The sequence below is a fragment of the Microbacterium stercoris genome, from assembly GCF_017592545.1.
In the GTDB taxonomy this organism is placed as follows: domain Bacteria; phylum Actinomycetota; class Actinomycetes; order Actinomycetales; family Microbacteriaceae; genus Microbacterium; species Microbacterium stercoris.
This window is the reverse complement of record NZ_JAGFOA010000003.1, coordinates 187,736-210,358: the sequence shown is the minus strand read 5'-3', so window position 1 is coordinate 210,358 and position 22,623 is coordinate 187,736. Positions and strand designations below refer to the sequence as shown.

The 22,623-nt window shown below is 70.6% G+C and carries 20 protein-coding genes; 7 read left to right on the top strand and 13 right to left on the bottom strand.

Translation table 11 applies throughout. From position 1 onward, the window contains the following. Position 1: 1 nt before the first annotated feature. From J5V96_RS08740 to J5V96_RS08725, 4 genes are all read right to left on the bottom strand, one after another. The gene (locus J5V96_RS08740; RefSeq protein ID WP_372439939.1) at positions 2-1,462 is read right to left on the bottom strand and encodes an NCS2 family permease; all 1,461 of its coding nucleotides are present in this window, start codon (positions 1,460-1,462) and stop codon (positions 2-4) included. Between the two features lie 67 nt (positions 1,463-1,529). Then, complete coding sequence (sucD, locus tag J5V96_RS08735) at positions 1,530-2,432, bottom strand: succinate--CoA ligase subunit alpha (RefSeq protein WP_208502850.1); 903 nt, start codon at positions 2,430-2,432, stop codon at positions 1,530-1,532. Between the two features lie 27 nt (positions 2,433-2,459). Then, entirely contained in the window at positions 2,460-3,626 is a 1,167-nt protein-coding gene (sucC, locus tag J5V96_RS08730; RefSeq protein WP_208502848.1) for an ADP-forming succinate--CoA ligase subunit beta, read from the bottom strand. A gap of 162 nt (positions 3,627-3,788) precedes the next feature. Continuing rightward, complete coding sequence (locus tag J5V96_RS08725; protein WP_208502846.1) at positions 3,789-3,953, bottom strand: hypothetical protein; 165 nt, start codon at positions 3,951-3,953, stop codon at positions 3,789-3,791. A 107-nt stretch (positions 3,954-4,060) separates the two neighbouring features. Between J5V96_RS08725 and J5V96_RS08720 the strand changes: the two genes are divergently transcribed. From J5V96_RS08720 to J5V96_RS08710, 3 genes are all read left to right on the top strand, one after another. Further along, positions 4,061-5,290, top strand: a complete 1,230-nt coding sequence (locus J5V96_RS08720) for an acyl-CoA dehydrogenase family protein (protein ID WP_208502843.1) — start codon at positions 4,061-4,063, stop codon at positions 5,288-5,290. A 79-nt stretch (positions 5,291-5,369) separates the two neighbouring features. Continuing rightward, entirely contained in the window at positions 5,370-6,833 is a 1,464-nt protein-coding gene (locus J5V96_RS08715; RefSeq protein WP_208502841.1) for a phytoene desaturase family protein, read from the top strand. A gap of 51 nt (positions 6,834-6,884) precedes the next feature. After that, positions 6,885-7,943 carry an ATP-dependent DNA ligase gene (locus tag J5V96_RS08710; RefSeq protein ID WP_208502839.1) on the top strand — a complete coding sequence of 353 codons (1,059 nt, stop codon included), beginning with the start codon at positions 6,885-6,887 and terminating at the stop codon, positions 7,941-7,943. A gap of 47 nt (positions 7,944-7,990) precedes the next feature. Here J5V96_RS08710 and rimK read toward each other — a convergent pair whose 3' ends face one another. Beyond that, positions 7,991-9,196 (bottom strand): 30S ribosomal protein S6--L-glutamate ligase, encoded by a 1,206-nt coding sequence (gene rimK / locus J5V96_RS08705; RefSeq protein ID WP_208502837.1) that lies wholly within the window; start codon positions 9,194-9,196, stop codon positions 7,991-7,993. A gap of 34 nt (positions 9,197-9,230) precedes the next feature. Between rimK and J5V96_RS08700 the strand changes: the two genes are divergently transcribed. Further along, the gene (locus tag J5V96_RS08700) at positions 9,231-9,773 is read left to right on the top strand and encodes an ATP-dependent zinc protease family protein (protein ID WP_307793568.1); all 543 of its coding nucleotides are present in this window, start codon (positions 9,231-9,233) and stop codon (positions 9,771-9,773) included. 46 nt (positions 9,774-9,819) lie between these two features. Here the strand turns inward: J5V96_RS08700 and J5V96_RS08695 are convergent, their stop codons facing one another. Continuing rightward, positions 9,820-10,275 carry an Lrp/AsnC family transcriptional regulator gene (locus J5V96_RS08695; RefSeq protein ID WP_208502835.1) on the bottom strand — a complete coding sequence of 152 codons (456 nt, stop codon included), beginning with the start codon at positions 10,273-10,275 and terminating at the stop codon, positions 9,820-9,822. 97 nt (positions 10,276-10,372) lie between these two features. Between J5V96_RS08695 and J5V96_RS08690 the strand changes: the two genes are divergently transcribed. Beyond that, complete coding sequence (locus J5V96_RS08690) at positions 10,373-10,996, top strand: LysE family translocator (protein WP_208502833.1); 624 nt, start codon at positions 10,373-10,375, stop codon at positions 10,994-10,996. Between the two features lie 33 nt (positions 10,997-11,029). Here J5V96_RS08690 and ligD read toward each other — a convergent pair whose 3' ends face one another. Both ligD and J5V96_RS08680 read right to left on the bottom strand, forming a co-directional pair. After that, a complete protein-coding gene (gene ligD / locus J5V96_RS08685; protein ID WP_208502831.1) occupies positions 11,030-12,079 on the bottom strand; it encodes a non-homologous end-joining DNA ligase in 1,050 nt (349 codons plus the stop codon). Between the two features lie 62 nt (positions 12,080-12,141). After that, complete coding sequence (locus tag J5V96_RS08680) at positions 12,142-13,398, bottom strand: SseB family protein (protein WP_208502828.1); 1,257 nt, start codon at positions 13,396-13,398, stop codon at positions 12,142-12,144. A 587-nt stretch (positions 13,399-13,985) separates the two neighbouring features. Between J5V96_RS08680 and J5V96_RS08675 the strand changes: the two genes are divergently transcribed. Continuing rightward, positions 13,986-14,633, top strand: a complete 648-nt coding sequence (locus tag J5V96_RS08675) for an IMPACT family protein (RefSeq protein WP_208502825.1) — start codon at positions 13,986-13,988, stop codon at positions 14,631-14,633. A gap of 24 nt (positions 14,634-14,657) precedes the next feature. Here the strand turns inward: J5V96_RS08675 and J5V96_RS08670 are convergent, their stop codons facing one another. Both J5V96_RS08670 and J5V96_RS08665 read right to left on the bottom strand, forming a co-directional pair. Beyond that, positions 14,658-17,093 (bottom strand): ATP-dependent helicase, encoded by a 2,436-nt coding sequence (locus J5V96_RS08670; RefSeq protein WP_208502823.1) that lies wholly within the window; start codon positions 17,091-17,093, stop codon positions 14,658-14,660. Between the two features lie 66 nt (positions 17,094-17,159). Continuing rightward, positions 17,160-18,191, bottom strand: a complete 1,032-nt coding sequence (locus tag J5V96_RS08665) for a glycerophosphodiester phosphodiesterase family protein (protein WP_208502821.1) — start codon at positions 18,189-18,191, stop codon at positions 17,160-17,162. Between the two features lie 158 nt (positions 18,192-18,349). Between J5V96_RS08665 and J5V96_RS08660 the strand changes: the two genes are divergently transcribed. Next, positions 18,350-19,258, top strand: coding sequence for a Bax inhibitor-1/YccA family protein (locus tag J5V96_RS08660; protein WP_208502819.1), 909 nt, complete (start codon positions 18,350-18,352; stop codon positions 19,256-19,258). An 835-nt stretch (positions 19,259-20,093) separates the two neighbouring features. On the opposite strand, the gene J5V96_RS08655 is transcribed toward J5V96_RS08660, so the two are convergent. Genes J5V96_RS08655 through J5V96_RS08645 form a run of 3 tightly spaced genes read right to left on the bottom strand, consistent with a single transcriptional unit; the run spans position 20,094 to position 22,619 of the window. Beyond that, a complete protein-coding gene (locus J5V96_RS08655) occupies positions 20,094-21,377 on the bottom strand; it encodes an alpha/beta fold hydrolase (RefSeq protein WP_208502817.1) in 1,284 nt (427 codons plus the stop codon). A 31-nt stretch (positions 21,378-21,408) separates the two neighbouring features. Further along, the gene (locus tag J5V96_RS08650) at positions 21,409-22,002 is read right to left on the bottom strand and encodes a ClpP family protease (RefSeq protein WP_208502815.1); all 594 of its coding nucleotides are present in this window, start codon (positions 22,000-22,002) and stop codon (positions 21,409-21,411) included. Continuing rightward, complete coding sequence (locus tag J5V96_RS08645) at positions 21,999-22,619, bottom strand: ClpP family protease (protein ID WP_208502812.1); 621 nt, start codon at positions 22,617-22,619, stop codon at positions 21,999-22,001. The genes J5V96_RS08650 and J5V96_RS08645 overlap by 4 nt, the downstream gene beginning before the upstream one ends. Positions 22,620-22,623: the final 4 nt, after the last annotated feature.

The window sequence follows — 22,623 nt, the reverse complement described above, 5'->3', positions numbered from 1 at the left end:
ATCAGGCGCCGAGCAGCGCCTCGATCGGACCGCGGGCGAAGAAGATCAGGAAGCCCACGGCGACGACCCACAGCAGCGGGCTGACCCGGCGGGCCCGACCCGACAGCGCCTGGATCAGCACCCACGAGACGAATCCGGCGCCGATGCCGTTGGCGATCGAGTAGGTCAGCGGCATCACGGTGACCGTGAGGAACACCGGCAGCAGCACGCGGAAGTCCGTCAGGTCGATGTGGGCGATCTGCGACATCATCATCGCGCCCACGATCACGAGCGCGGCCGCGGCGATCTCGCTCGGCACGATCGAGGTGAGCGGCGTGAGGAACATCGCCAGCAGGAACAGGACGCCCGTGACCACGTTCGCGAGGCCCGTGCGGGCGCCCTCGCCGATACCCGAGCCCGACTCGATGAACACGGTGTTCGACGAGGACGACGTCGCGCCTCCGACGACGGCGCCGACGCCCTCGACGATCAGGGCCGACTTGATGCGCGGGAAGTCGCCGTGCTCATCCGACAGACCGGCCTCCTTGGCGAGACCCGTCATGGTGCCCATGGCGTCGAAGAAGTTCGAGAACACCAGCGTGAACACGATCATGATCAGCGTGACGGCCGAGACCTTGTTGAGGTCGAAGCCGAAGTCGACCGCGCCGACGAGGCTGAGGTCGGGAACCGAGAACGGCGATCCGGTCAGCGTCGGCACCGTGAGCCCCCAGCCGCCCTTTCCGTCGGCTGCGGGACCGAAGTGCCAGATCGCCTCGGCGATCACCGCGAGCACCGTGCCCGAGACGAGTCCGATCAGGATGCCGCCCTTGACGCGCAGGGCCACCAGGATGCCCGTGATCAGCAGGGTGACGACGAACAGCAGGGTCGGCACGGTCGCGACCGATCCGGCGACACCGAGCCCGACGGGCGGCGAGGCGCTGCCGGTCGAGGTGACGAAGCCCGCGTCGACGAAGCCGATGAAGGCGATGAACAGGCCGATGCCCACGGTGATCGCCAGCTTCAGCTGCATGGGCACCGCGTCGAAGATCATCTTGCGCAGTCCGGTGGCCGCGAGCAGCACGATGATGAGGCCGTTGACGACCACAAGCGCCATCGCCTCCGGCCACGTCACGTCGCCCACAACCGAGAAGGCCAGGAACGCGTTGATGCCGAGACCTGCGGCGAACGCGAAGGGCAGGCGCGTGACCAGACCGAACAGGATCGTCATCACACCCGCCGCCAGAGCGGTCGCCGCCCCCACGGCCGGGAACGACAGGCTGTTGCCCGCGACGTCCTGCGATCCGGACAGGATGATCGGGTTCAGGATCACGATGTACGCCATCGTCACGAAGGTGACGATGCCACCGCGCACCTCGGTGCCGATCGTCGACCCCCGCTCGCTGATCGAGAAGAAGCGGTCGATCGCGCCCCGGGGCTGGGTCTCAGCGTGGGTCTCAGCGGCAGTCTTGGTCACCGGTCGAATCTACCGGTTCGCCGCCGGGAACGACGAAGGCCCCGTTCCGGAGAACGGGGCCTTCGAGGCGGCGGGCTTACAGGCCCGCGATGATCTCGCGCATCAGCGAGGCGGTCTCGGACGGCGTCTTGCCGACCTTCACGCCGGCGGCCTCGAGGGCCTCCTTCTTCGCCTGAGCGGTGCCGGCCGAGCCGGAGACGATCGCGCCCGCGTGACCCATCGTCTTGCCCTCGGGGGCCGTGAAGCCCGCGACGTAGCCGACGACCGGCTTGGTGACGTTCGCCTTGATGAAGTCGGCCGCGCGCTCCTCGGCGTCGCCGCCGATCTCGCCGATCATGACGATGGCCTTGGTCTCGGGGTCGGCCTCGAACGCGGCGAGCGCGTCGATGTGCGTCGTGCCGATGACCGGGTCGCCGCCGATGCCGATGGCGGTCGAGAAGCCCAGGTCGCGCAGCTCGAACATCATCTGGTAGGTCAGGGTGCCCGACTTCGAGACGAGGCCGATCGGGCCCTTGCCCGTGATGTTCGCAGGCGTGATGCCCACAAGCGCCTCACCCGGCGTGATGATGCCGGGGCAGTTCGGGCCGATGATGCGGGTCTTGTTGCCCTTCGACTTCGCGTAGGCCCACGCCTCGGCGGTGTCGCCGACGGGCACACCCTCGGTGATCACCACGAGCAGCGGGATCTCGGCGTCGATGGCCTCGATCATCGCGTCCTTGGTGAAGGCCGGGGGCACGAACGCGATCGACACGTCCGCGCCGGTCTTCTCCATGGCCTCGGCGACCGTGCCGAACACGGGCAGGTCCACCTCGCCCTCGTGCGCGGTCTCGTGCGTGACGGTGGTGCCGGCCTTGCGGGCGTTGACGCCGCCGACGATCTGGGTGCCCGCCTTGAGCATCAAGGCGGTGTGCTTCGTGCCCTCACCGCCGGTGATGCCCTGGACGATGACCTTGGAGTCCTTGTTGAGGTAGATCGACATCTGTCTAGTCCTTATCCGATCCGGGGCTCAGGCGTTCGCCAGCTCGGCGGCCTTGTCGGCGCCCTCGTCCATGCCGGCTGCGAGGGTGACGAGCGGGTGGTTTGCGGCGGCGAGGATCGCGCGACCCTCCTCGACCTGGTTGCCGTCGAGGCGCACGACGAGGGGCTTGGTGGCCGCGTCGCCGAGGATCTCGAGGGCCTTGACGATGCCCTCCGCGACGGCGACGCACGAGGTGATGCCGCCGAAGACGTTGACGAAGACCGACTTGACCTGCTCGTCGCCGAGGATCACGTCGAGGCCGTTGGCCATCACGGTGGCGTTGGCGCCGCCGCCGATGTCGAGGAAGTTGGCGGGCTTCACGCCGCCGTGGTTCTCGCCGGCGTAGGCGACGACGTCGAGCGTCGACATCACAAGTCCCGCGCCGTTGCCGATGATGCCGACCTGGCCGTCGAGCTTGACGTAGTTGAGGCCGTTGGCCTTGGCCTTCGCCTCGAGCGGGTCGGCCGCGTCCTTGTCCTCGAGCTCCTCGTGCTCGGGGTGGCGCACCTCGGAGGCGTTGTCGTCGAGCGACACCTTGCCGTCGAGGGCGACGATGTCGCCGGCGCCGGTGAGCACGAGCGGGTTGACCTCGACGAGCGTCGCGCCCTCGGTCTTGTAGACGTTGTAGAGCTTGACGAAGACCTCGGCCACCTTGGGGGCGAGCTCCTCGTCCCAGCCGCCGGCCTTCGCGATCTCGAGCGCCTTGGCCTCGTCGATGCCGGTCAGCGGGTCGACCTCGATCTTGGCGAGGGCCTCGGGCTTCTCGACCGCGAGCTGCTCGATCTCCATGCCGCCCTCGACCGAGGCCAGCGACAGGTACGAGCGGTTGGAGCGGTCGAGCAGCACCGAGAAGTAGAACTCGCGGGCGATGTCGGCGCCCTGCGCGACCATCACGCGCTTGACGACGTGGCCCTTGATGTCGAGCCCGAGGATGGCCTTGGCCGCCTCGTACGCCTCGTCGGGGGTCTTCGCGACCTTGACGCCACCGGCCTTGCCGCGACCGCCGGTCTTGACCTGAGCCTTGACGACCACGACGCCGCCGATCTTCTCGGCGGCTGCCTTCACCTCCTCCGGGGTGTCGGCGACGATGCCGGCGAGCACCGGCACCTCGTACTTCTCAAAAAGGTCTCGAGCCTGGTACTCGTACAGGTCCACGTTGCATTCCTTCGGTGGGGCCACGGGAGGAGACTGATTGTCTCGACGTCAAGATATTTGACGGGAACCCAGCCTACTACCGCCATACGGACGTACCTGGACGGCACCTCAGACGCGAGAAGGGCCCCGGATGATCCGGGGCCCTTCTCGAAGACGGAGGCGTCAGCGCGACTTCTGCGTGCTGCCGAAGTGCATCGGCAGGGCCATCGCGAGGCAGACGGCGATGATGCCGGCCGCGAAGACCACGCCCTGGAAGTCGTCGATGTTGAACGCGAGGCCGAACAGCGCGAACCCGCCGAGGAACAGGATCAGCGAGATGATGAACATGAAGGAGACCTCCGTGACGGGCGCGTTGCGAACGTCTCCAGTCTAGGGGTTGGCGAAGGCCCACAAACGACTGTCGTGTTGCCGCGGAGCCCACCTAGCCTGGCGCCATGGCAACGGAGCTCTTCCCCGGTGAGAAAGTCCTCTCCTACGACGTCACGTCCCCGCTCGACACCGACTACTACGCGGTGTTCGCGGATGTGTCCGGATCGGATCGCGACCAGTGGGCGCGTGCCCGCGCGGTCGGCGAGGCGCTCGCGCCCCGCATGGCCGAGGCGTGGGACAGGGCCGAGTATCCGCTCGAGGCGCTGAGCGCACTCGGCGACGCCGATCTGTACGTCGACGGCATCGAGCACCCCGACCTGTCGCCGATGAGCCCTCTCGCCGCCGGCCTGGTGAACATGGAGGTCTCGCGCGCCGACGGCTCGCTCGGCACCGTGATCGCCGTGCAGGGAGGGCTCGCGCTGCGCACGCTTGCCCTGTTCGGCTCGCCGGAGCAGCAGGCTCGCTGGCTGAAGCCGCTCGCGAGCGGCGAGGTGCTCGGCGCATTCGCCCTGACCGAGCCCGATCACGGATCCGACTCCACGAGTCTCGAGACGAGCGCGCGCTTCCAGGACGGATCTTGGATCCTGCGCGGCGCGAAGAAGTGGATCGGCAACGGGGCCTCGGGGGGCATCACGTTCGTGTGGGCGCGCGTCGACCGGGAGGGCGACGCCGATCACGGCCAGGTGCGCTGCTTCCTCGTGCCGCAGGAGACCCCGGGCTACACGGGCCGCGTCATCACGGGGAAGCTGTCGCTGCGCGGCATCCACCAGGCGCACATCACGCTCGACGACGTGGTGCTCCCCGAGCACGCCGTGCTGCCGGGGACGCATTCGTTCAAGGACACCTCGACCGTGCTGTTCGCCACGCGGTCGGGCGTGGCCTGGTCGGCCCTCGGTCACGCCACCGCCTGCTACGAGGCGGCCCTTGCCTACTCGACGCAGCGCACGCAGTTCGGCAAGCCCCTCGCGAAGTTCCAGATGGTGCAGGAGCGCCTGACGCAGATGCTGTCGCAGCTCACGGCGATGCAGCTCTACTGCCGCCGGCTCGCCGATCTCGAGGCGGCGGGGGCGCTGCGCCCGACGCAGGCGTCGCTCGCGAAGTTCCACAACACCCGCACCGCGCGCGACATCGCCCGCACGGCGCGCGACCTGCTGGGCGGCAACGGCATCCTGCTCGAGAACGGGGTGATGCAGCACCTGGCCGACATCGAGGCGATCCACACCTACGAGGGCACCGAGTCGGTGCAGGCGCTCATCATCGGCCGCGACATCACCGGGATGGGCGCGTTCGTCTGATCGCGGCGTCTCGCACCTGCGCGGGGCGACCGGATCGATGTCCCCTCCGCCCGGCAGCCCGGGATGACAGACTGGCCTCATGACGCGCGCAACGGTCATCGGATCCGGGCCCAACGGCCTCGCAGCCGCCGTCGCGCTCGCTCGCGCGGGCTACGCCGTCACGGTCCTCGAGGCCGCCAGCACGGTGGGCGGCGGCACCCGCACCGCCGAGCTGACGCTTCCCGGCTTCCGGCACGACGTGTGCTCGGCGGTGCATCCGGCCACCGTCACCTCGCCCTTCTTCCGCGCCTTCGGGATCGAGCAGAAGGTCGGATGGATCCGTCCGGACGCCTCGTTCGCGCAGCCGCTCGACGGCGGGCGAGCCGCGGTGGCCTGGCGCGACCTCGACCGCACGGTGGCCGAGCTCGGGCCCGATGGCCACGCGTGGCGGGCGATGACCCGTCCGCTCTCCCGCCACCTCGAGGGTGTGCTCGACTTCACCGGCAACCAGCTGTTGCGGATCCCCCGTGACCCGCTCACGACGATCCGGTACGGCCTGCGCGTGCTCGAGGCGGGCACGTCGCTCAGCCGGCACACCTTCCAGACCGACGAGGGCGCGGCGCTGCTGAGCGGCGTGCTCGCCCATGCGAACACGAACCTGCCGTCGCTCTCGGCCGCGGCATCCGGCATGCTGCTGGCGGCCTTCGCCCACAGCGAGGAGGGCTGGGCGTATCCGATCGGCGGTGCGCAGGCGATCCCGGATGCCCTCGCCGACGACCTGCGCGCGCACGGCGGGCTCATCGAGACCGACCGCGAGGTGACCGACCTCTCAACGCTCGACTGGGGCGATCCGGCACAGGGCGACATCCTGGTGCTCGCCGGCTCGCCGAAGCTCCTGCTGACCCACCGCGGCCTGCCCGAGAAGTACGCGAAGGCGATCCGGGCGTTCCGCTATGGCGCGGCCGCCGCGAAGGTCGACTTCGCGCTCGACGGTCCGGTGCCCTGGACCAATCCCGACGTGCACCACGCGCCGACCGTGCACGTGGGCGGCACGCGCGACGAGGTCGAGGAAAGCGAGAACGCTGTGGCACGCGGCCGTGTGCCCGAGCGTCCGTACGTGCTCACGGTGCAGCCGTCGATCCTGGATCCCTCGCGGGCGCCCGAGGGCAAGGCCGTGCTGTGGACGTACATGCACGTGCCCAACGGCTCGACGTTCGATCCGACCGAGGCCGTCACCCGTCAGGTCGAGCGCTTCGCGCCGGGCTTCCGCGACCGCATCCTCGCCTCTCACGCCGTGCCCGCGTCCGAGCGCGAGGCGAGCAACCCCGCCGAGGTGGGCGGCGACATCCTGGGCGGCGCCTTCACGCTGGCGCAGGCCTTCCGTCGCCCGGTGCTCTCGACCGCGCCGTGGCGCACACCCCTGCGCGGCGTCTACCTCGCCTCGGCCTCGACCCCGCCCGGCCCGGGCGTGAACGGCATGGCCGGATGGCACGCCGCCCGCACCGCCCTGGCCGACGCCGGCGAGCGCGCATCCCTGGAGGATCTGTTCCCCACCTCTCGGTGAGGCGTTTGTCCACCCCTGGCCGCTTCCCCGAAGGCCGGGCAGGATGGCCGCATGGATCATGACATCCCCGCACCGATGCTCGCGAAGGCCGTGCCGGCGATCCCGGATCCGGCGAAGTTCCCCGGCGGCCTCGTCTTCGAGCCGAAGTGGGACGGATTCCGCGTCATCGCGTCGTGGGACGGCGAGAGCGTGGAGCTCGGATCTCGGGGCGCCAAGCCCCTCACCCGGTACTTCCCCGAGCTGTCCGAGGCGCTCGCGCAGATCCTGCCCGGGCCGTGCGTGATCGACGGCGAGATCGTCATCGCGGTCGGCGAGCCCGGATCGCAGCGCCTGTCGTGGGACACGCTCTCGCAGCGGATCCATCCGGCCGCGTCCCGCATCGCGAAGCTGTCGGCCGAGACGCCGGCGATGCTCATCGCCTTCGACCTGCTGCAGGTGGGCGACGAGTCGCTGCTCGACCGGCCCTTCCGCGAGCGGCGGGCGCGGCTCGAGGCGCTGCTGGCCGACGTGCCGCATCCGCTGCACCTCACCCGCGCCACCGACGACCGCGAGCTCGCCGAACAGTGGCTGGCGGAGTTCGAGGGAGCGGGCCTCGACGGGGTCGTGGCCAAGCCGGCCGACCAGCCCTACGCCCCGGGCAAGCGCACGATGCTCAAGATCAAGCACGCCCGCACGGCCGACGTCGTCGCGGTGGGCTACCGCGTGCACAAGAGCGGCCAGGGCGTGGGGTCGCTCCTTGTCGGCCTGTACGACGAGGCCGGCGAGCTGCACAGCGTCGGCGGGGTGAGCGCATTCAGCGACAAGCGCCGGCTCGAGCTGATCGACGAGCTCGAGCCGCTCGTCTCGCGCGACGCCGACGGCGCGATCGTCACGGCCGAGGGCGAGCGCAGTCGCTTCTCGTCCTCGAAGGACGTCGCGTTCGTGCCCCTGCGCCCCGAGCGTGTGCTCGAGGTGCGCTACGACCAGCTGGAGGGCGATCCGGCCTTCCGCATGCGCTTCCGCCACACGGTGCAGTTCGAGCGCTGGCGCCCCGACCGCGACGCGGAGTCGTGCCGCTTCTCGCAGCTCGACGTGCCGGCGAAGTACGACCTCGGCGACGTGATCGACTGAGCCGGTCCGCGGATCCGCTCCGCGGCTCCTGACCGAACCCGCCGCGGTCAGTCCTCGGGGTCGACGCGCTCCGGGATGGGGTTCTTCGGCAGCTTCTTGATGCGCGGGCGGCGCTTGGGGCGCTCGGGGATCATCGAGCGCATCTCCTCGAGCTTGCCCCAGCACAGCAGGCGGTCCTCGGCCTCGAGCACAACGGATCCCTTGGGGTTCGGAATCACGCCCGCGCCGCGGTGCAGCGTGAGCACCGTGATGTCGCGCTCGGGCAGGCCCGACTCCGACAGCTTCGTGCCGACCAGTTCGGCGTCGCCGTGCACCACGAGCTCGGCCACGCCGTAGCCGGTCGAGACCGAGAGGCGTTCGCGCACATCGATCTGCGGGAAGGCCACCTGGTTGGCGATGTAGTCGACGATGGCGCCGGCCACGTCGAGCTTTGTGGCCTCCTCGATGCCCTGCAGGCCCGGTGACGAGTTGACCTCCATCACGAGGGGGCCCTCGTCCGACTCGAGCATGTCGACACCGGCGACCTTGAGGCCCATGATCTGGGCGGCGCGCACCGCGGTGCGCTCGTACTCCTCGGTCAGCGCGACGGGCTCGACGGATCCGCCACGGTGCACGTTCGAGCGGAACTCGTCGCCCTTCGCCGAGCGACGCATGGCCGCCACCACGCGGTCGCCGACCACGAGTGCGCGGATGTCGCGGCCCCGCGACTCCTTGATGAAGCGCTGGATGAGCACGTTCTGGCGCGCCGACTGCAGCGTCTCGACGATCGCCTCGGCGACCTTGATCTCGGGCGCGAGGATCACGCCGATGCCCTGCGTGCCCTCGAGCAGCTTCAGCACGACGGGCGCGCCGCCCACACGCTCGATCGCCGGCACCACGTCGGCGCGGTTGCGCACGAACGCGGTCGCGGGCATCGCGATGCCGTGGCGCGAGAGGATCTGGTTGGCCCGCAGCTTGTCGCGCGAGTTCGCGATGCCGTTGGCGGTGTTCGGGGTGTACACGTCCATCTGCTCGAACTGACGCACCACGGCCGTGCCGTAGTAGGTGATCGAGTTGCCGATGCGCGGGATGATCGCGTCGTACTCCGACAGGCGACGGCCGCGGAACTGCAGATCGGGCACGTCGCTCGACAGGTCGATCGCGAAGCGCAGGGTGTTCAGCACCTTGACGTCGTGGCCCCTGTCGAGTGCTGCGGCCCGCAGACGCTGGGTGCTGTAGGCGCGCGGCGCGCGCGACAGAATGGCGATCTTCACGGATGCGTCCTGAGGTTGCTGGTTGGATAGGAGCGTGTCCACCCATCCAATCACCCCCGACGAGCAGACGCTCGTCGGCTGGCGCGAGTGGGTGGGACTGCCCGGCGTCGGCGTCGAGTGGCTCAAGGCCAAGATCGACACGGGCGCGCAGACATCCTCGCTGCATGCATTCGGGCTCAAGGAATTCGAGCGCGACGGCGCCCCGTGGGTGCGCTTCCAGGTGCATCCGTGGCAGCGCAGCGCGGATGACGCGGTCACCGTCGAGCTGCCGGTGCACGATCGCCGCCGGGTGCGCAGCTCGTCGGGGCACACCGAGAAGCGCATCGTGGTGATGCTCGACGTGCGCCTGCACGGCCGGATCCTGCCCGCCGAGGTCACGCTGACGCGTCGCGACGCGATGGGCTTCCGCATGCTGGTCGGCCGCGAACTGCTCTCGGGCGACTTCCTCGTCGACTCGGCGGCGTCGTTCCTCGGCGACCGCCCGCCGCGCGAGGTGCGCCGCGCCAACAAGCGCGTCGGCGAGCGCGTGCCCGAGAAGACCTCGCGCCGCACCTTCCGCCACCCCGCTGAGGACTGACCGCGCGACCCGGATCCCGCGCCGCTCGACGGGCGGAGGGACCGGATCAGCCGAGCGGAATCGTGCGCTCCGGCCCCACGCGCTTCATCACGAGCGTCGAGCTGAGGCGCTGCACACCCGGAAGGCCGCCCAGCGCGGTGTCGTACAGCTGCTGGTACGCGGCGAGATCCGCCGTCAGCACCCGCAGCATGTAGTCGGCCTCGCCGAAGAGGCGCTCGGCTTCGACCACGTTCGGCAGGGCGGCCACCGCCGCCTCGAAGGCCGTGATGGTCGCAAGATCGGTGCGCCCGATGGTGACGAACACGATCGCCTCGAACTCGAGGCCGACGGTGCGGGGCGACACGACGGCGCGGTAGCGCTGGATCGCGCCCGACTGCTCCAGATCGCGCACCCGCCGGTGACATGCGGACACGCTCAGCCCCACCTGACCTGCCAGGTCGGTGATGCTCGCGCGGCCGTCATCCTGGAGCCGTGCAAGAATTTCGCGGTCGAGCGCATCCATACAGAATATCCTTGCACGATGTCGTCGAATCGCCCGAAGATCACGAAGCACATTTCGCGGAGAGAGCCATAGATTCCTTGCTGTCGAGAGGAATCAGATGGACGCGTCGCTCCTGCTGCAGTTCTGGGGGATCGCCCTGGCGCTCACGGTGACCCCCGGGGCCGACTGGGCCTACGCGATCGCCGCCGGCATCCGCAGCCGCTCGGCGGTGCCCTCGATCGCCGGCATCGTGGCGGGCTACGCCGCGGTGATCGCGGCTGTGGCCGTCGGCGTCGGCGCCGTCGTCGCGCAGGTGCCGATGGTGCTCACCGTGCTCACGCTCGCCGGCGGCGCCTACCTCGTCTTCCTCGGCCTGTCCGCCCTGCTCGCGCGCGTCGACGCGCCCGTCGCCAGCGACCGCTCCCTGGGCGGCACGGCCCTCGCCCAGTTCGCGCGGGGCGCGGGCGTCAGCGGCATCAACCCGAAGGGCCTGCTGCTGCTGCTCGCGCTGCTCCCCCAGTTCACGTCCGCCGACGGCTGGCCCCCGTCCGCGCAGATGCTCGTGCTGGGCGGACTGCACCTGCTCGACTGCGTCGTGGTCTACTCGCTCGTCGCGCTGCTGGCGCGACGGATCCTGTCGTCCCGCCCCCGCGCATCCGCCGTCGTCACGCGCGTATCGGGAGCCCTGATGATCCTGATCGGATCGACGCTGCTGATCGAGCGGCTGATCGAGGGCCTCTGACGGCCTCGCGAGACGGATCCGGATGGCACCGCGTCAGTCGCCGATCCGATTGCCCTCCGCGTCCCAGTTCTCGGCGTTCTTCTTGCTCGGCTGCACGCGCGGCGGCTCGCCGGGCATCTTGGGGAACTCCGGCGGGAAGTTCAGCTCGCCCAGGCCCGAGTCGAGGTCGCGCTGCCACCACTCGAGCAGCGTGTCGATCCGCGCGGGCGCATCCTGGATGCCCGCCCACGGATCGCCCTGCGCGAGCCGGTCGGGGATGGTGCGCACCGTGAAGACCTTGGGATCGACGTCGTCGAGCTCGTCCCAGTGCAGGGGCGTCGACACCGAGGCGTGCGGCAGCGCACGCGGACTGTAGGCGCCGGCCATCGTGCGGTCGCGGTTGGCCTGGTTGAAGTCGACGAAGATGCGCTCGCCGCGCTCCTCCTTCCACCAGGCTGTGGTGACCTTGTCGGGCATCCGGCGCTCCAGCTCACGTCCGGCTGCGATGACCGCATGGCGCACGTCGAGGAACTCCCACTCGGGCACGATCGGCGCGAACACGTGCAGTCCGCGGTTTCCGCTCGTCTTGATCCACGCCTCGAGGCCGGCCTCGCGCAGCACCTCGCGCAGGGCGTGGGCGGCAGGGATCGCGTCGGCGAATCCCGTGCCGGGCTGCGGATCGAGGTCGATGCGCAGCTCGACGGGATTGTCGGTCGCCGGCACGCGCGACGCCCACGGGTGGAACACCACCGTGTTCATCTGCACCGCCCACACGATCGCGGCCGCCTCGGTGAGATAGATCTGCGGATGCCGCCGCCCGCTGTTGTAGCGGACGGTCTCCGACTTCACGAACGCGGGGGCGCCCTTGGGCGGGTTCTTCGAGAAGAACATCTCGCCGCCGACGACATCCGGATAGCGCTCGAGCGACACCGGTCGGTGCCCGTTGTGCGCGAGGAACGCATCGGCCACCGCGATCGCGTACTCGGCGAGCTCATGCTTGGTGATCCCGAGATCCGGCCACAGCACGCGGTTGGGGCTCGAGAGACCGACCTCGCGGTCGCCCTCCGGTCCCGGGATGGTCAGGGTGATGCGCTCCGACGCCATGGGGCCACCCTACGGAGGCGGAGCCACCGGAGGTAAGGGCTTGCGCTCGGCGTGCCGGAGGCTCAGTCGTCGAGGTCGGGGGCTCCGTCGACCGGCCCGGGGACCGCGTCGTCGGGGGCGGCCGTGGTGGCCGTCGTCGCGGTTGAACCTGCCGGGCCGGCCGGGGCCGAGCCGTCGACGGGCTCCGGCGGCAGGGCGAGCACCGGGGCCAGCTCGTCGCGCGAGAGCGTGATGAGCGGACCCGCGGGGTCGATCAGCAGACCGCCGAGAGCCTCGTGCTCCCGCAGGATCTGGGCGACGCGTCCCACCGACAGCGGCAGGGCGCGCTCGTCCCGGCCCTGGGCGGCGACCTCGAGCGGGTGGGAGTACACCTGCAGCAGGCGCGTGCCGTCGGCCAGGCGCGCCTCGGCGATGCCGACCTGGTCGTTGCCCTCGGCCTTGCCCACCGCGACCCACAGCGGCACTCCCGCGGCGAGCACCTCGGCGACCTTGCGCGGGCTGTCGGCGTCGCGCGGAGCGGCGACGGCGCTCTTCAGACGCAGGCCGGGGTCGATGGTCGACAGCGCGCGCTCGAGCACCTCGCGGGGAAGCACCGCGCGGGCGGGTGCCGAGTTGTTGTCGACGATGATCCCAGCGAAGTTCTGGTCGATGACGTGCTTCAGGATCTGCGAGACGGGCTGGCCCACCGCCGACGTCGAGGCGTCGCCATCCGCGCGCACCGCATCGTGCAGCGCCTTGCCCGAGCTGAACACGAGCATGTAGGTCTTGTCGCCATCGCGGGCGATGCCGAACGACAGGCGGCCGTTGCCCTCGGCGAGCTGCTCGCGGGCATTGCCCTGCACGCGCAGGAACACGTGGCCCTGGAGCAGCTGACGCACCACCCCGAGCATCTGCACGCCGGTGGCCGATTCGGGCAGGGCGGCGAGCGCGTCGCGCAGCAGCGCGTTGTCGCGCAGGCCGGGCACGGTCTCGAGCTTCTCGGGCGGAGCGGCCGGCGCGAGCGGCAGGTCACGCGGCGCGGGCTGCGCGGGGGCGGTGCCGGGGCGGAGCGTGTCGTGGGGGCTCGGGATGCGCGGATCCCCCTGCGGCGTCACGGGCGGACGCGGCCCCGCATCGCCACCCAGCCCGCGGAACGACGACAGCGAGATCCCGACCTGAGGCGTCGGCTCGGCCGGCGTCTCGGGCGTCTCCTGCGTCTCCTGCTCGGAGTGATCCGGAGCCTCGGCGGCGGCGGTGGTGTCCGCGGCGTCCGCCGGCTGCGCGGAGACCTCGGCGGCCGGCTGGTCGTCGTCATTCTTCTTCCGCGAGAACAGTCCCATGCGCTCAGACTACGTGGCGGGGTCGATCCGGTCTCGGGTTGACGTCACATGATGCACGCGATACACACCCACCGGGCGGCGCCCCGCGGCGGGCACCCTGACTCGGAGGGCATCCCGGATCCGGAGGCGCGCGCGAGCGCAAAGCGACCTCCCCTCCCGAGATCCCCTCCCGCTCCGGGCGCGGGGCGAGCACCCGAGACGGAGGGGATCCCGGATCCGGAGGGCCGCGCACCAGCGCAAGGCGACCTCGCCTCCCGAGATCCCCTCCCGTTCCGCGCGCGCGAGCACCCCGAAACGGAGGGCATCCCGGATCCGGAGGCACGCACCCGCGCAAAGCGACCTTCCCTCCCGAGATCCCCTCCCGTTCCGCGCGCGCGAGCACCCCGAGACGGAGGGCATCCCGGATCCGGAGGCGCGCACCAGCGCAAGGCGACCTCGGTTCCCGAGATCCCCTCCCGTTCCGCGCGCGCGAGCACCCCGAGACGGAGGGGATCCCGGATCCGCAGGTGCGCGCGACCGAAAGACGACCTCGCCTCCCGAGATCCCCTCCCGATCCGGCGCACCCCGCCCGCGGGTAGCGTGATCCGGTGGCCTCCTACCCGTCGACGATCGCGCGTGCCGTGGAGCACGAGCTCGTGATCAAGAAGTCGCGGTTCATCTCGCGGGCGGCGCCGGTCGGATCCGTCGCGGAGGCCGAGGAGGTCATCGCCGGCATCCGCAAGGCCCACTGGGACGCCCGCCACAACTGCACGGCGATGATCACGGGGCTGCGCGGCGATCAGGCGCGCTCGAGCGACGACGGCGAGCCGGGCGGCACGGCCGGCATGCCGATGCTCGAGGTGCTGCGGCAGCGACGCCTCACCGACGTGGTGGTCGTGGTGACGCGCTACTTCGGCGGCATCAAGCTCGGCGCGGGCGGTCTCGTGCGCGCGTACTCCTCAGCGGTGTCGGAGTGCCTCGACACCGCGGCGCTCGTCGAGCGCCGCGAGCTCACGCAGGCGCTGCTGTCGGTCGATCACGCCGACGCCGGCCGGATGGACAACCTACTGCGCGACTGGATCTCCGGCCGCGACGGCATCATCGGCGACCCGGCATACGGCGCGCGGGCGACATTGAGCGCCTGGATCCCCGCGCCCCTGCTGCCCGACCTGACGGAAGCGGCCGCAGCCTGGTCATCCGGATTCGTCGTGCCGACGACGGGCGACACGCGCATCGTCGACGTTCCCGCCGCGTGAGACCCGGGCACAGCCCGCGCGGCGTCAGAGCTTCTCGATCGGCGCGATCTTGATGAGGAGCTTCTTGGGGCCCGCCGCGTCGAAGCGCACGTGCGCGATGCGCTTGGCGCCCTCTCCCGTGACAGCGTCGACGCGGCCCTCGCCGAAGTCGTCGTGGCGGATGCGGTCGCCCGGGGCCAGCTCGAGGTCGCCGTTGTCGCGCACCTTGTTGGTGACGAGTCCCGGGAACTTGTCCATCGCGGTCGACTTCGGCTTGAGGCTCGGGGCGAGCGGCTTCACACCCCACTGGTCGGACCCGGAGCCCTGACGCGGTCGGCGCGCGTTGAGGGCGCGCGACTGCGTGCCTCCGCGCGAGTTGACGTCACCGGGCGACTGGCGCCAGTGCAGGATGTCGGCCGGGATCTCCTGCAGGAAGCGGCTGGGCATCGCGACGGTGACCTCGCCGAACTGGGCACGGGTCATTGCGAGCGACAGATAGAGGCGCTTGCGGGCGCGGGTGATGCCCACGTAGAACAGTCGCCGCTCCTCTTGCGGCCCTCCGGGCTCGCCCGCCGAGATGCGGTGAGGGATCAGATCCTCTTCGACACCGGTGAGGAACACCGAGTCGAACTCGAGGCCCTTGGCGGTGTGCAGGGTCATCAGCGAGACGGATCCCGACTCGTCGTCGAGATCGTCGCTGTCGGCGACCAGCGCGACCTCGGTGAGGAAGTCGAGGATGGTGCCCTCGGGGTTGTTGCGCGCGAACTCGCGCGTGACGGCCACAAGCTCGTCGAGGTTCTCGATGCGCGCCTCGTCCTGCGGATCGCGGCTCGCGCGCAGCGCATCCATGTATCCGGACTTGTTGAGCAGCACCTGCAGACCCTCGGCGACGGAGGTGGGCGCCGGGATCTCGCCGTTCGAGGGCAGCAGGATCTCCTGCGCCTCGAGCAGCACCTTGTGCAGCTGCGCGATCGAGCCCTGGATCTTCGGCCCGACGCCGAGGTGCTCGTAGTGCGCGAGCGCATCGCGGAAGCTCATCTCGTGCCGCTCGGCGAAGGAGGAGATGTTCTCGACCGTGACGTCGCCGATGCCGCGGCGGGGCTTGTTGATGATGCGGCGCAGCGCCATCTCGTCGGCGGGGTTGGCGACCGAGACGAGGTACGCGAGGGCGTCCTTGATCTCCTGGCGCTCGTAGAACTTGGTGCCGCCCATGATCTTGTACGGCACGGCGGAGCGGATGAAGATCTCCTCCAGCGCGCGCGACTGCGAGTTGGTGCGGTAGAAGACCGCCATGTCGCCGTAGTGCGTGCCCTTGCGACGCAGCGACTCGATCTCGTCGGCCACGAACTGGGCCTCGTCGTGCTGCGAGTAGCCGGTGAAGCCGATGACCTTCTCGCCGTCGCCCTGGTCGCTCCAGAGCTTCTTGTCCTTGCGGTCGAAGTTGTTGCGGATCACCGAGTTGGCCGCGGTCAGGATGTTCTGCGTCGAGCGATAGTTCTGCTCGAGCAGCACCACCTTGGCGCCCGGGAAATCGCGCTCGAACTCGCTGATGTTGCGGATGTCCGCGCCGCGGAACGCGTAGATGGACTGATCCGAATCGCCCACCACGGTGAGGGAGGCGCCCTCGGCCTCGTCCATCAGCGCGAGCATGCCGCCGCCCACGTCATCGCTGGAGGTGACGGGACGGGTGAGCTCGTGGATCAGCGCGTACTGCGCGTGGTTGGTGTCCTGGTACTCGTCGACCAGGATGTGGCGGAACCGCTTGCGGTACACGTCGGCGACCTGCGGGAACGCGCGGAACAGGTAGACCGTCTGCGCGATGAGGTCGTCGAAGTCGAAGGCGTTGGCCTTCTGCAGATTGCGCTGGTACTCGCGGAAGAGCGTTGTGAACATGCGCTCGACCGGATCGTTCATGTTCGCGTCGCGCGCGTACGAATCGGCGTCGGCGAGCTCGTTCTTGAGCTTCGAGATCTTCGACTGCACCGCTGCCGGGGTGAGGCCGAGGGCATCCGCCTCGTTGTCCTTCACCAGGCGCTTGATGAGCGCGCGGGAGTCGCCGGAGTCGTAGATCGTGAACGCCTTGGTGAACCCGAACTGATCGGCCTCGCGACGGAGGATGCGCACGCACGCGGAGTGGAACGTCGAGATCCACATGCCCTTCGCGCTGTCGCCGACGAGCTGCTCGACGCGCTCGCGCATCTCGCCGGCCGCCTTGTTCGTGAAGGTGATGGCCAGGATCTGGCTGGGCCACGCCTCGCGGTTGCGCAGCAGCGAGGCGATGCGGTGCGTGAGCACACGCGTCTTGCCCGAGCCTGCGCCGGCCACGATCAGCAGCGCCGGGCCGCGGTGCGTGACGGCCTCGAGCTGCTGCGGGTTGAGCCCCTCGAGAAGCTCGTCGGCCGACCCCGAGGGCGCACCGGACGCGCCGAAGGAGGGGCCGGATCCGGGCGGGAGGATGAGAGGGGTCTGCGCGTCGCTCATTGCGTCACCGAGTCTAGATCGGGCCTCCGACAGTGGCCTGCGAGCCCACTGCGGGGCGGACCCGGATCAGTCCCGCGCGGATCCGTCTCGCTCGCGGAAGAACGCGACCCCGAGATCCGGATGGTCGACGAAGACCCCGTCCACCCCGGCGCGACGGATGATCTCCCACTCCGACTCGTAGTCGCCGAACGCGGGCTTGCCGCCGTGCCCACGGAACTCCTTCACGAGGAAGGCGTTCTCCGGACGGGCCGTCCACGTGAACACCTGCAGCCCGCGCGCGTGCGCGTCGGCGACGACGGGCGACGGGCCCGTGGCGCGACCGATGCGATCCGGCGCCAGGATCATGCGCTTGTCGACGCTGATGCCGTCGACCGTGCCGACGAGCGCGTCGAGGCCCGCGGGGGTGGCCGTCCAGGGATAGGTGGGCGCGGCCGTGCCGAGCGACGCGAGCAGGTCGAAGGGCGTGCCCTTGGCCTCGAGTAAGTAGATGTACTGCGCGGGCAGGTCGGCCGCACGCAGACGCTGCAGCACGGTCGACTCGAACGCCTCCACCACCAGCGGCAGCGCCCCGCTGTCCCATCCGGTGCGCTGCAGGTCGCGCAGGATCATCGGCACGAGGTCGAGCCCGATGCCCTCGAAATAGGTCGCGTGCTTGACCTCGAGCACCACGCCGATCTCGCGGCCGCGGTCGAGAGATCCGAGATGCACGAGCTCGAGCAGATCGGTGAGGCGCAGGATCGGCTGCGCGTCGTCGAAGGTCGCGCTGCGGGGCCGGATCTGCGGGATGCGCTCGCGGGTGCGCAGCGTCGAGAGCTCGTCCCAGGTGAAGTCCTCGGTGAACCAGCCCGTGAGCGAGACGCCGTCGACCGTCTTCGTCGTGCGGCGATCGGCGAACTCGGGGTGGTCGGCGACATCGGTGGTGCCCGAGATCTCGTTCTCGTGGCGCACGACCAGCACGCCGTCTCGGGTGGCCACGATGTCGGGCTCGACCGCGTCGACCCCCTGCTCGAGCGCGAGATCGTAGGACGACCGCGAGTGCTCCGGACGGTAGCCGGGCGCTCCGCGGTGGCCGATCACGAGCGGCGTCCGACGTGGCATGCGACCAGCCTAGGTCGGGCCCCCGACGGCCTTCGAGGGGCGTTCGCCCGGGGCGCAACATCGGGGCGAATTGCCCAGTCCAGGCATAGGAAACCGTGAGTACAGTTGACTCACGGCGCTCGATGGCGCTGTCGAGAAACCATTTGGAGCTGACCATCATGGCCAAGTTCGGATTCACTGACCCCGCATTCCAGACGTCCACGCGTCCCCCGGCTGCCCCGACGTCGTCGTCGCCGTACGGCCCCGGCTTCGACGCGCGCCCGCAGGGCGCGGGCCTCGTGCCCCCGGCCCCGCACGCCGAGCACCTGGAGGGCATGTTCTCCGCCCCCGCCGCCGGCGCGGTCGACACCGGTCGCATGACCGTCGAGGACACCATCCACAAGACCATCGCCTCGTTCGCGGTGCTGCTCGTCGGCGCCGTCGCGGGATGGTTCTTCACGCTGCAGAACCCGGGCCTCGGCATGGGCATCGCGATCGTCGGTGCGCTCGTCGGCTTCGTGCTCGGCCTCGTCAACGCGTTCAAGCGCCTGCCGGGCGCCGGCCTCGTGCTCACCTACTCGGCGGCACAGGGCCTGTTCATCGGCGCGTTCTCGCTGTGGATGGAGCTGGCTTTCCCCGGCATCGTGTTCCAGGCCACCCTGGCGACCGTCGCGGTCGTCGGCGTCACGCTCGCGCTGTTCTCGAGCGGCAAGGTGCGCACCTCGCCGAAGGCGAACAAGATCTTCCTCGTCGCGCTGCTCGGCTACGGCGTGTTCAGCCTGCTGAACCTCGGCCTCATGTGGTTCGGCGGCAACATCCCGTTCGGCAACGGCACCTTCGGCGACCTCGCCTGGGGCGTCCGCTCGATCGAGGTCATGGGCATTCCGCTCGGCGTCATCATCGGTGTGCTGGCCGTGCTGATGGGCGCCTACTCGCTCGTGATGGACTTCGAGTTCGTGCAGAACGGCGCCCGCAACGGCGCCCCCCGCAAGCTCGGCTGGAAGGCCTCGTTCGGCATCGTCGCGACGGTCGTCTGGATCTACGTCGAGATCCTGCGCATCCTCGCGATCCTGCGCGGCAACGACTGACGCACCCCGCCCGACACGAAGGCCCCGTCCGCTCGGACGGGGCCTTCGTCGTCTGCGGACCCGCCCGCGCCCGCGTTCGGAGGAGATCCCGCGACGGGAGGACGAGTATCCCGGATCCGGCCCTCCCTATCCGAGATCCCCTCCCGATCCGCGCGCGGCGCCCGCGCCCCCGCCCGCCCGCCCACGCGCGCGCCCGGAGGGGATCGCGCGACGGGAGGACGAGAATCCCGAATCCAGCCCTCCCGATCCGAGATCCCCTCCCGATCCAGGCGCCCGCGCCGCGCGCCGGCCGCCAGCCGATCCCCTCCCCGCGCCCGCGTACGGAGGAGATCCGGCGACGGGAGGACGAGAATCCCGGATCCCGCCCTCCCGATCCGAGATCCCCTCCCGATCCGCCGCCCGCCGGCGCACCCGCCCGCCCGCCCACGCGCGCCCGGAGGGGATCCCGCGACGGGAGGACGAGAGTCCCGGATCCGGCCCTCCCGATCCGAGATCCCCTCCCGATCCACACGCCCGCCGGCGCACCCGCCCGCACGCCCACGCGCGCGCCCGGAGGGGATCCCGCGACGGGAGGATGAGAATCCCGGATCCGGCCCTCCCGATCCGAGATGCCCTCCCGATCCGCGCCGCCCGCCGCGCCGCCCGCCGCGCCGCCCATCGGCGCGCCCGCCCGTGCCGCCCGCCCGCCCGCGCCGCGCGCCGACCCCCAGCCGATCCCCTCCGCGCGCCCGCCTTCAGAGGAGATCCCGCGACGGGAGGACGAGAATCTCGGATCCGGCCCTCCCGATCCGAGACCCCCTCCCGGTCCGGGCCCCGCCCGCGCCGCGCCCGCGGCTCAGCCGCGCGGCCCTCCCTCGGCGACCACACGGTCGATCAGCGCGCGCACCACGCGGGTGTCCTGGCGCAGGCCGTCGTGCTCGTACTCGTTCGTGACCCACAGGTGGGTGTGCGGCACGGCGCGGGCGGTGTCCTGCGCGTAGCCGAAGTCGACGTACATGTCGTCGAAGTACATGGCCGCCGCGATCGGCACCTCGTTGCGGCGCAGCTGATCCGGGTCGTAGAGCACCGGATGATCCTCGCGGTCGGCGAGGGCATGGGCCGCGTCCCGGAACGGGCGCAGGGACGCGACCTCGTCGTACTGCCACGGGAAGAACATCTCCCCCGTGAACGGGACGGGGCCGGATCCGGTCGCCTCGAACGTGCCGAGCTCGGCACGCACGCGCTCGGCCGCCCAGGCGGTGGCGCCAGGGCCCGACGCGTAGATCTCCTCCTGCAGCAGCGCGTACAGGGGGCCGCCCCAGTACTGCGTGTGCGCGTCCACCTCGGCGAGGAAGCCGTCGCTGAGGCGCCCGCCCGCGGTGAATGCCTCGTCGAACATCCAGTGCAGACGCTCGAAGCCCGGCTGCATGCCGAAGTCGATGCCGAGGGTCTGCAGGCGGCGGGCGCTCAGGCGGTCGCCGGAGGGCAGGCGCACCTCGTTGTTCTCGACCACGTCGACCACGCGCGCGATCACGTCGGCGTCCTGCGGATAGCGGCGATAGAACTCGGCGGTCTTGGCCGCCACCCGCGGGAAGGTGCGGCGGTAGACGTCGACCGCATCCGGCTCGAACGACGTCAGCCCGCCCGTCACGTACGACGCCGATACGGCCTCCGGATGCAGCGACAGGTACGTCAGCGTGAGGAATCCGCCGTAGCTCTGCCCGAGCGTCTGCCACCGCACGCCCTCGAACACCGTGGTGCGCAGGTGCTCGAGGTCGGCGATGATCTGCTCGGCCCGGAAGCAGCGCAGGAAGTCGGCCGCCTCCGCCGGGGTCATCCCCGCGATCGACGAGGCCTGTACGCGGGTCGAGCGTCCCGTGCCGCGCTGATCCAGCAGCAGCAGCCGGTGCGTCTTCAGCACCTCGCCGAGCCAGTCGTCGCCCGGCATCGGGCGCGGCCCCTTGCCGCCCGGTCCACCCTGCAGGAACACCAGGATCGGTGCCTCCTGCCTGTCGACGTGCGCCACCTCCCGGGCGAAGACCTCGATCGATCCGCGGGACGGATCCGTCCAGTCGAGCGGCACGGTGACGGTGTGGTCGCGGATGACGCGGTCGCGCATCCGGTAGGAGAAGGCGGTCATGTCTCCATCCTGCTCCCGGGCGGGGCGGGCGTCACTCCCGCTGCGAGAGCACCCGGTCGACGAGGCCGTAGCCCACGGCGGCGTCCGCGGTGAAGACGCGGTCGCGGTCGGTGTCGTGCCGCAGCTGGTCGCGCGAGCGGCCCGTGTGCGCCGACAGGATGCCCTCCATCTCGCCGCGCACGCGCACCAGCTCGTCGGCATGCAGGATCAGATCCGGGATCGTGCCGCGGCTCTGCGCGCCGGGCTGGTGCAGCACGATGCGCGCGTGCGGCAGCGCCGCACGTCGCCCCGCCGCGCCGGCCGCGAGCAGCACCGCCCCTGCCCCGACCGCCTGTCCGACGACGGTCGTGGCCACCGCGGGCCGCACGTACTGCATCGTGTCGTGCACCGCGAGCATCGCGGACGGATCGCCGCCCTCGCAGTTGATGTAGAGCTGGATCTCGCGGTCGGGGCTGTCGGCCTCGAGGTGCAGCAGCTGGGCGATGAGCGCGTTGGCGACCCCCGCGTCGATCGCCGTGCCGAGGTACACGACCCGCTCCGACAGCAGGTGCGAGTAGACGTCCATGATCCGCTCGCCCCGCGGATCCCGCGTGATCACGTTCGGAATCGTGTAGCTGCCGCTCATGCCGCCACCTCCGCGCGCAGGCCGAGCCGCGAGCGCTGCTCGGGCATGACCTCGGCGAACGAGCCGACGACGCCGTCGATGAACCCGTACTCGACCGCCTCCCGCGCGGTGTACCAGTGGTCGTGCAGCGAGTCCTCGAAGACGCGCTCCCGGGGCTGGCCCGTGTCGTCGGCGATCAGCCCCAGCACGGTGTCGCGCATGTGCCGCAGGTCGTCGGCCTGCAGCTCGACGTCCGCCGCGGTGCCCCCGATACCCGCCGACCCCTGGTGCAGCAGGATCCGCGCGTGCGGCATCGCGCGTCGCTTCCCCGCCGTGCCCGCCGACAGCAGGAACTGCCCGGCGCTGCACGCCAGGCCGATCGCGAGGGTCGACACGTCGTTCGGGATGAGCCGCATGACGTCGCGGATCGCGAGCATCGACGGCACGGATCCGCCCGGCGAATGGATCCACAGCGCGATGTCGGAGACCGGATCCTCCGCGGCGAGCGCGAGCAGCTGGGTCACCAGCAGGGTGCCGTTGTCGTCGTCGAGCGGTCCGTCGAGCATCAGCACACGACGCAGGTACAGCGCGTTGCGGGCCTCGCTCGTGAAGTGCGGGATCTTTCCTTCTTCAGCCATGCCG

Excerpts from the sequence above, each read along its gene's own strand:
- J5V96_RS08665 (WP_208502821.1), bottom strand. The coding sequence starts at position 18,191 with ATGCCACGTCGGACGCCGCTCGTGATCGGCCACCGCGGAGCGCCCGGC.
- J5V96_RS08645 (WP_208502812.1), bottom strand. The coding sequence starts at position 22,619 with ATGGCTGAAGAAGGAAAGATCCCGCACTTCACGAGCGAGGCCCGCAAC.
- J5V96_RS08655 (WP_208502817.1), bottom strand. The coding sequence starts at position 21,377 with ATGACCGCCTTCTCCTACCGGATGCGCGACCGCGTCATCCGCGACCAC.
- J5V96_RS08660 (WP_208502819.1), top strand. The coding sequence starts at position 18,350 with ATGGCCAAGTTCGGATTCACTGACCCCGCATTCCAGACGTCCACGCGT.
- sucD (WP_208502850.1), bottom strand. The coding sequence starts at position 2,432 with ATGTCGATCTACCTCAACAAGGACTCCAAGGTCATCGTCCAGGGCATC.
- J5V96_RS08720 (WP_208502843.1), top strand. The coding sequence starts at position 4,061 with ATGGCAACGGAGCTCTTCCCCGGTGAGAAAGTCCTCTCCTACGACGTC.
- J5V96_RS08690 (WP_208502833.1), top strand. The coding sequence starts at position 10,373 with ATGGACGCGTCGCTCCTGCTGCAGTTCTGGGGGATCGCCCTGGCGCTC.
- J5V96_RS08670 (WP_208502823.1), bottom strand. The coding sequence starts at position 17,093 with ATGAGCGACGCGCAGACCCCTCTCATCCTCCCGCCCGGATCCGGCCCC.
- J5V96_RS08650 (WP_208502815.1), bottom strand. The coding sequence starts at position 22,002 with ATGAGCGGCAGCTACACGATTCCGAACGTGATCACGCGGGATCCGCGG.
- J5V96_RS08725 (WP_208502846.1), bottom strand. The coding sequence starts at position 3,953 with ATGTTCATCATCTCGCTGATCCTGTTCCTCGGCGGGTTCGCGCTGTTC.
- J5V96_RS08680 (WP_208502828.1), bottom strand. The coding sequence starts at position 13,398 with ATGGGACTGTTCTCGCGGAAGAAGAATGACGACGACCAGCCGGCCGCC.
- ligD (WP_208502831.1), bottom strand. The coding sequence starts at position 12,079 with ATGGCGTCGGAGCGCATCACCCTGACCATCCCGGGACCGGAGGGCGAC.
- J5V96_RS08710 (WP_208502839.1), top strand. The coding sequence starts at position 6,885 with ATGGATCATGACATCCCCGCACCGATGCTCGCGAAGGCCGTGCCGGCG.
- J5V96_RS08715 (WP_208502841.1), top strand. The coding sequence starts at position 5,370 with ATGACGCGCGCAACGGTCATCGGATCCGGGCCCAACGGCCTCGCAGCC.
- J5V96_RS08695 (WP_208502835.1), bottom strand. The coding sequence starts at position 10,275 with ATGGATGCGCTCGACCGCGAAATTCTTGCACGGCTCCAGGATGACGGC.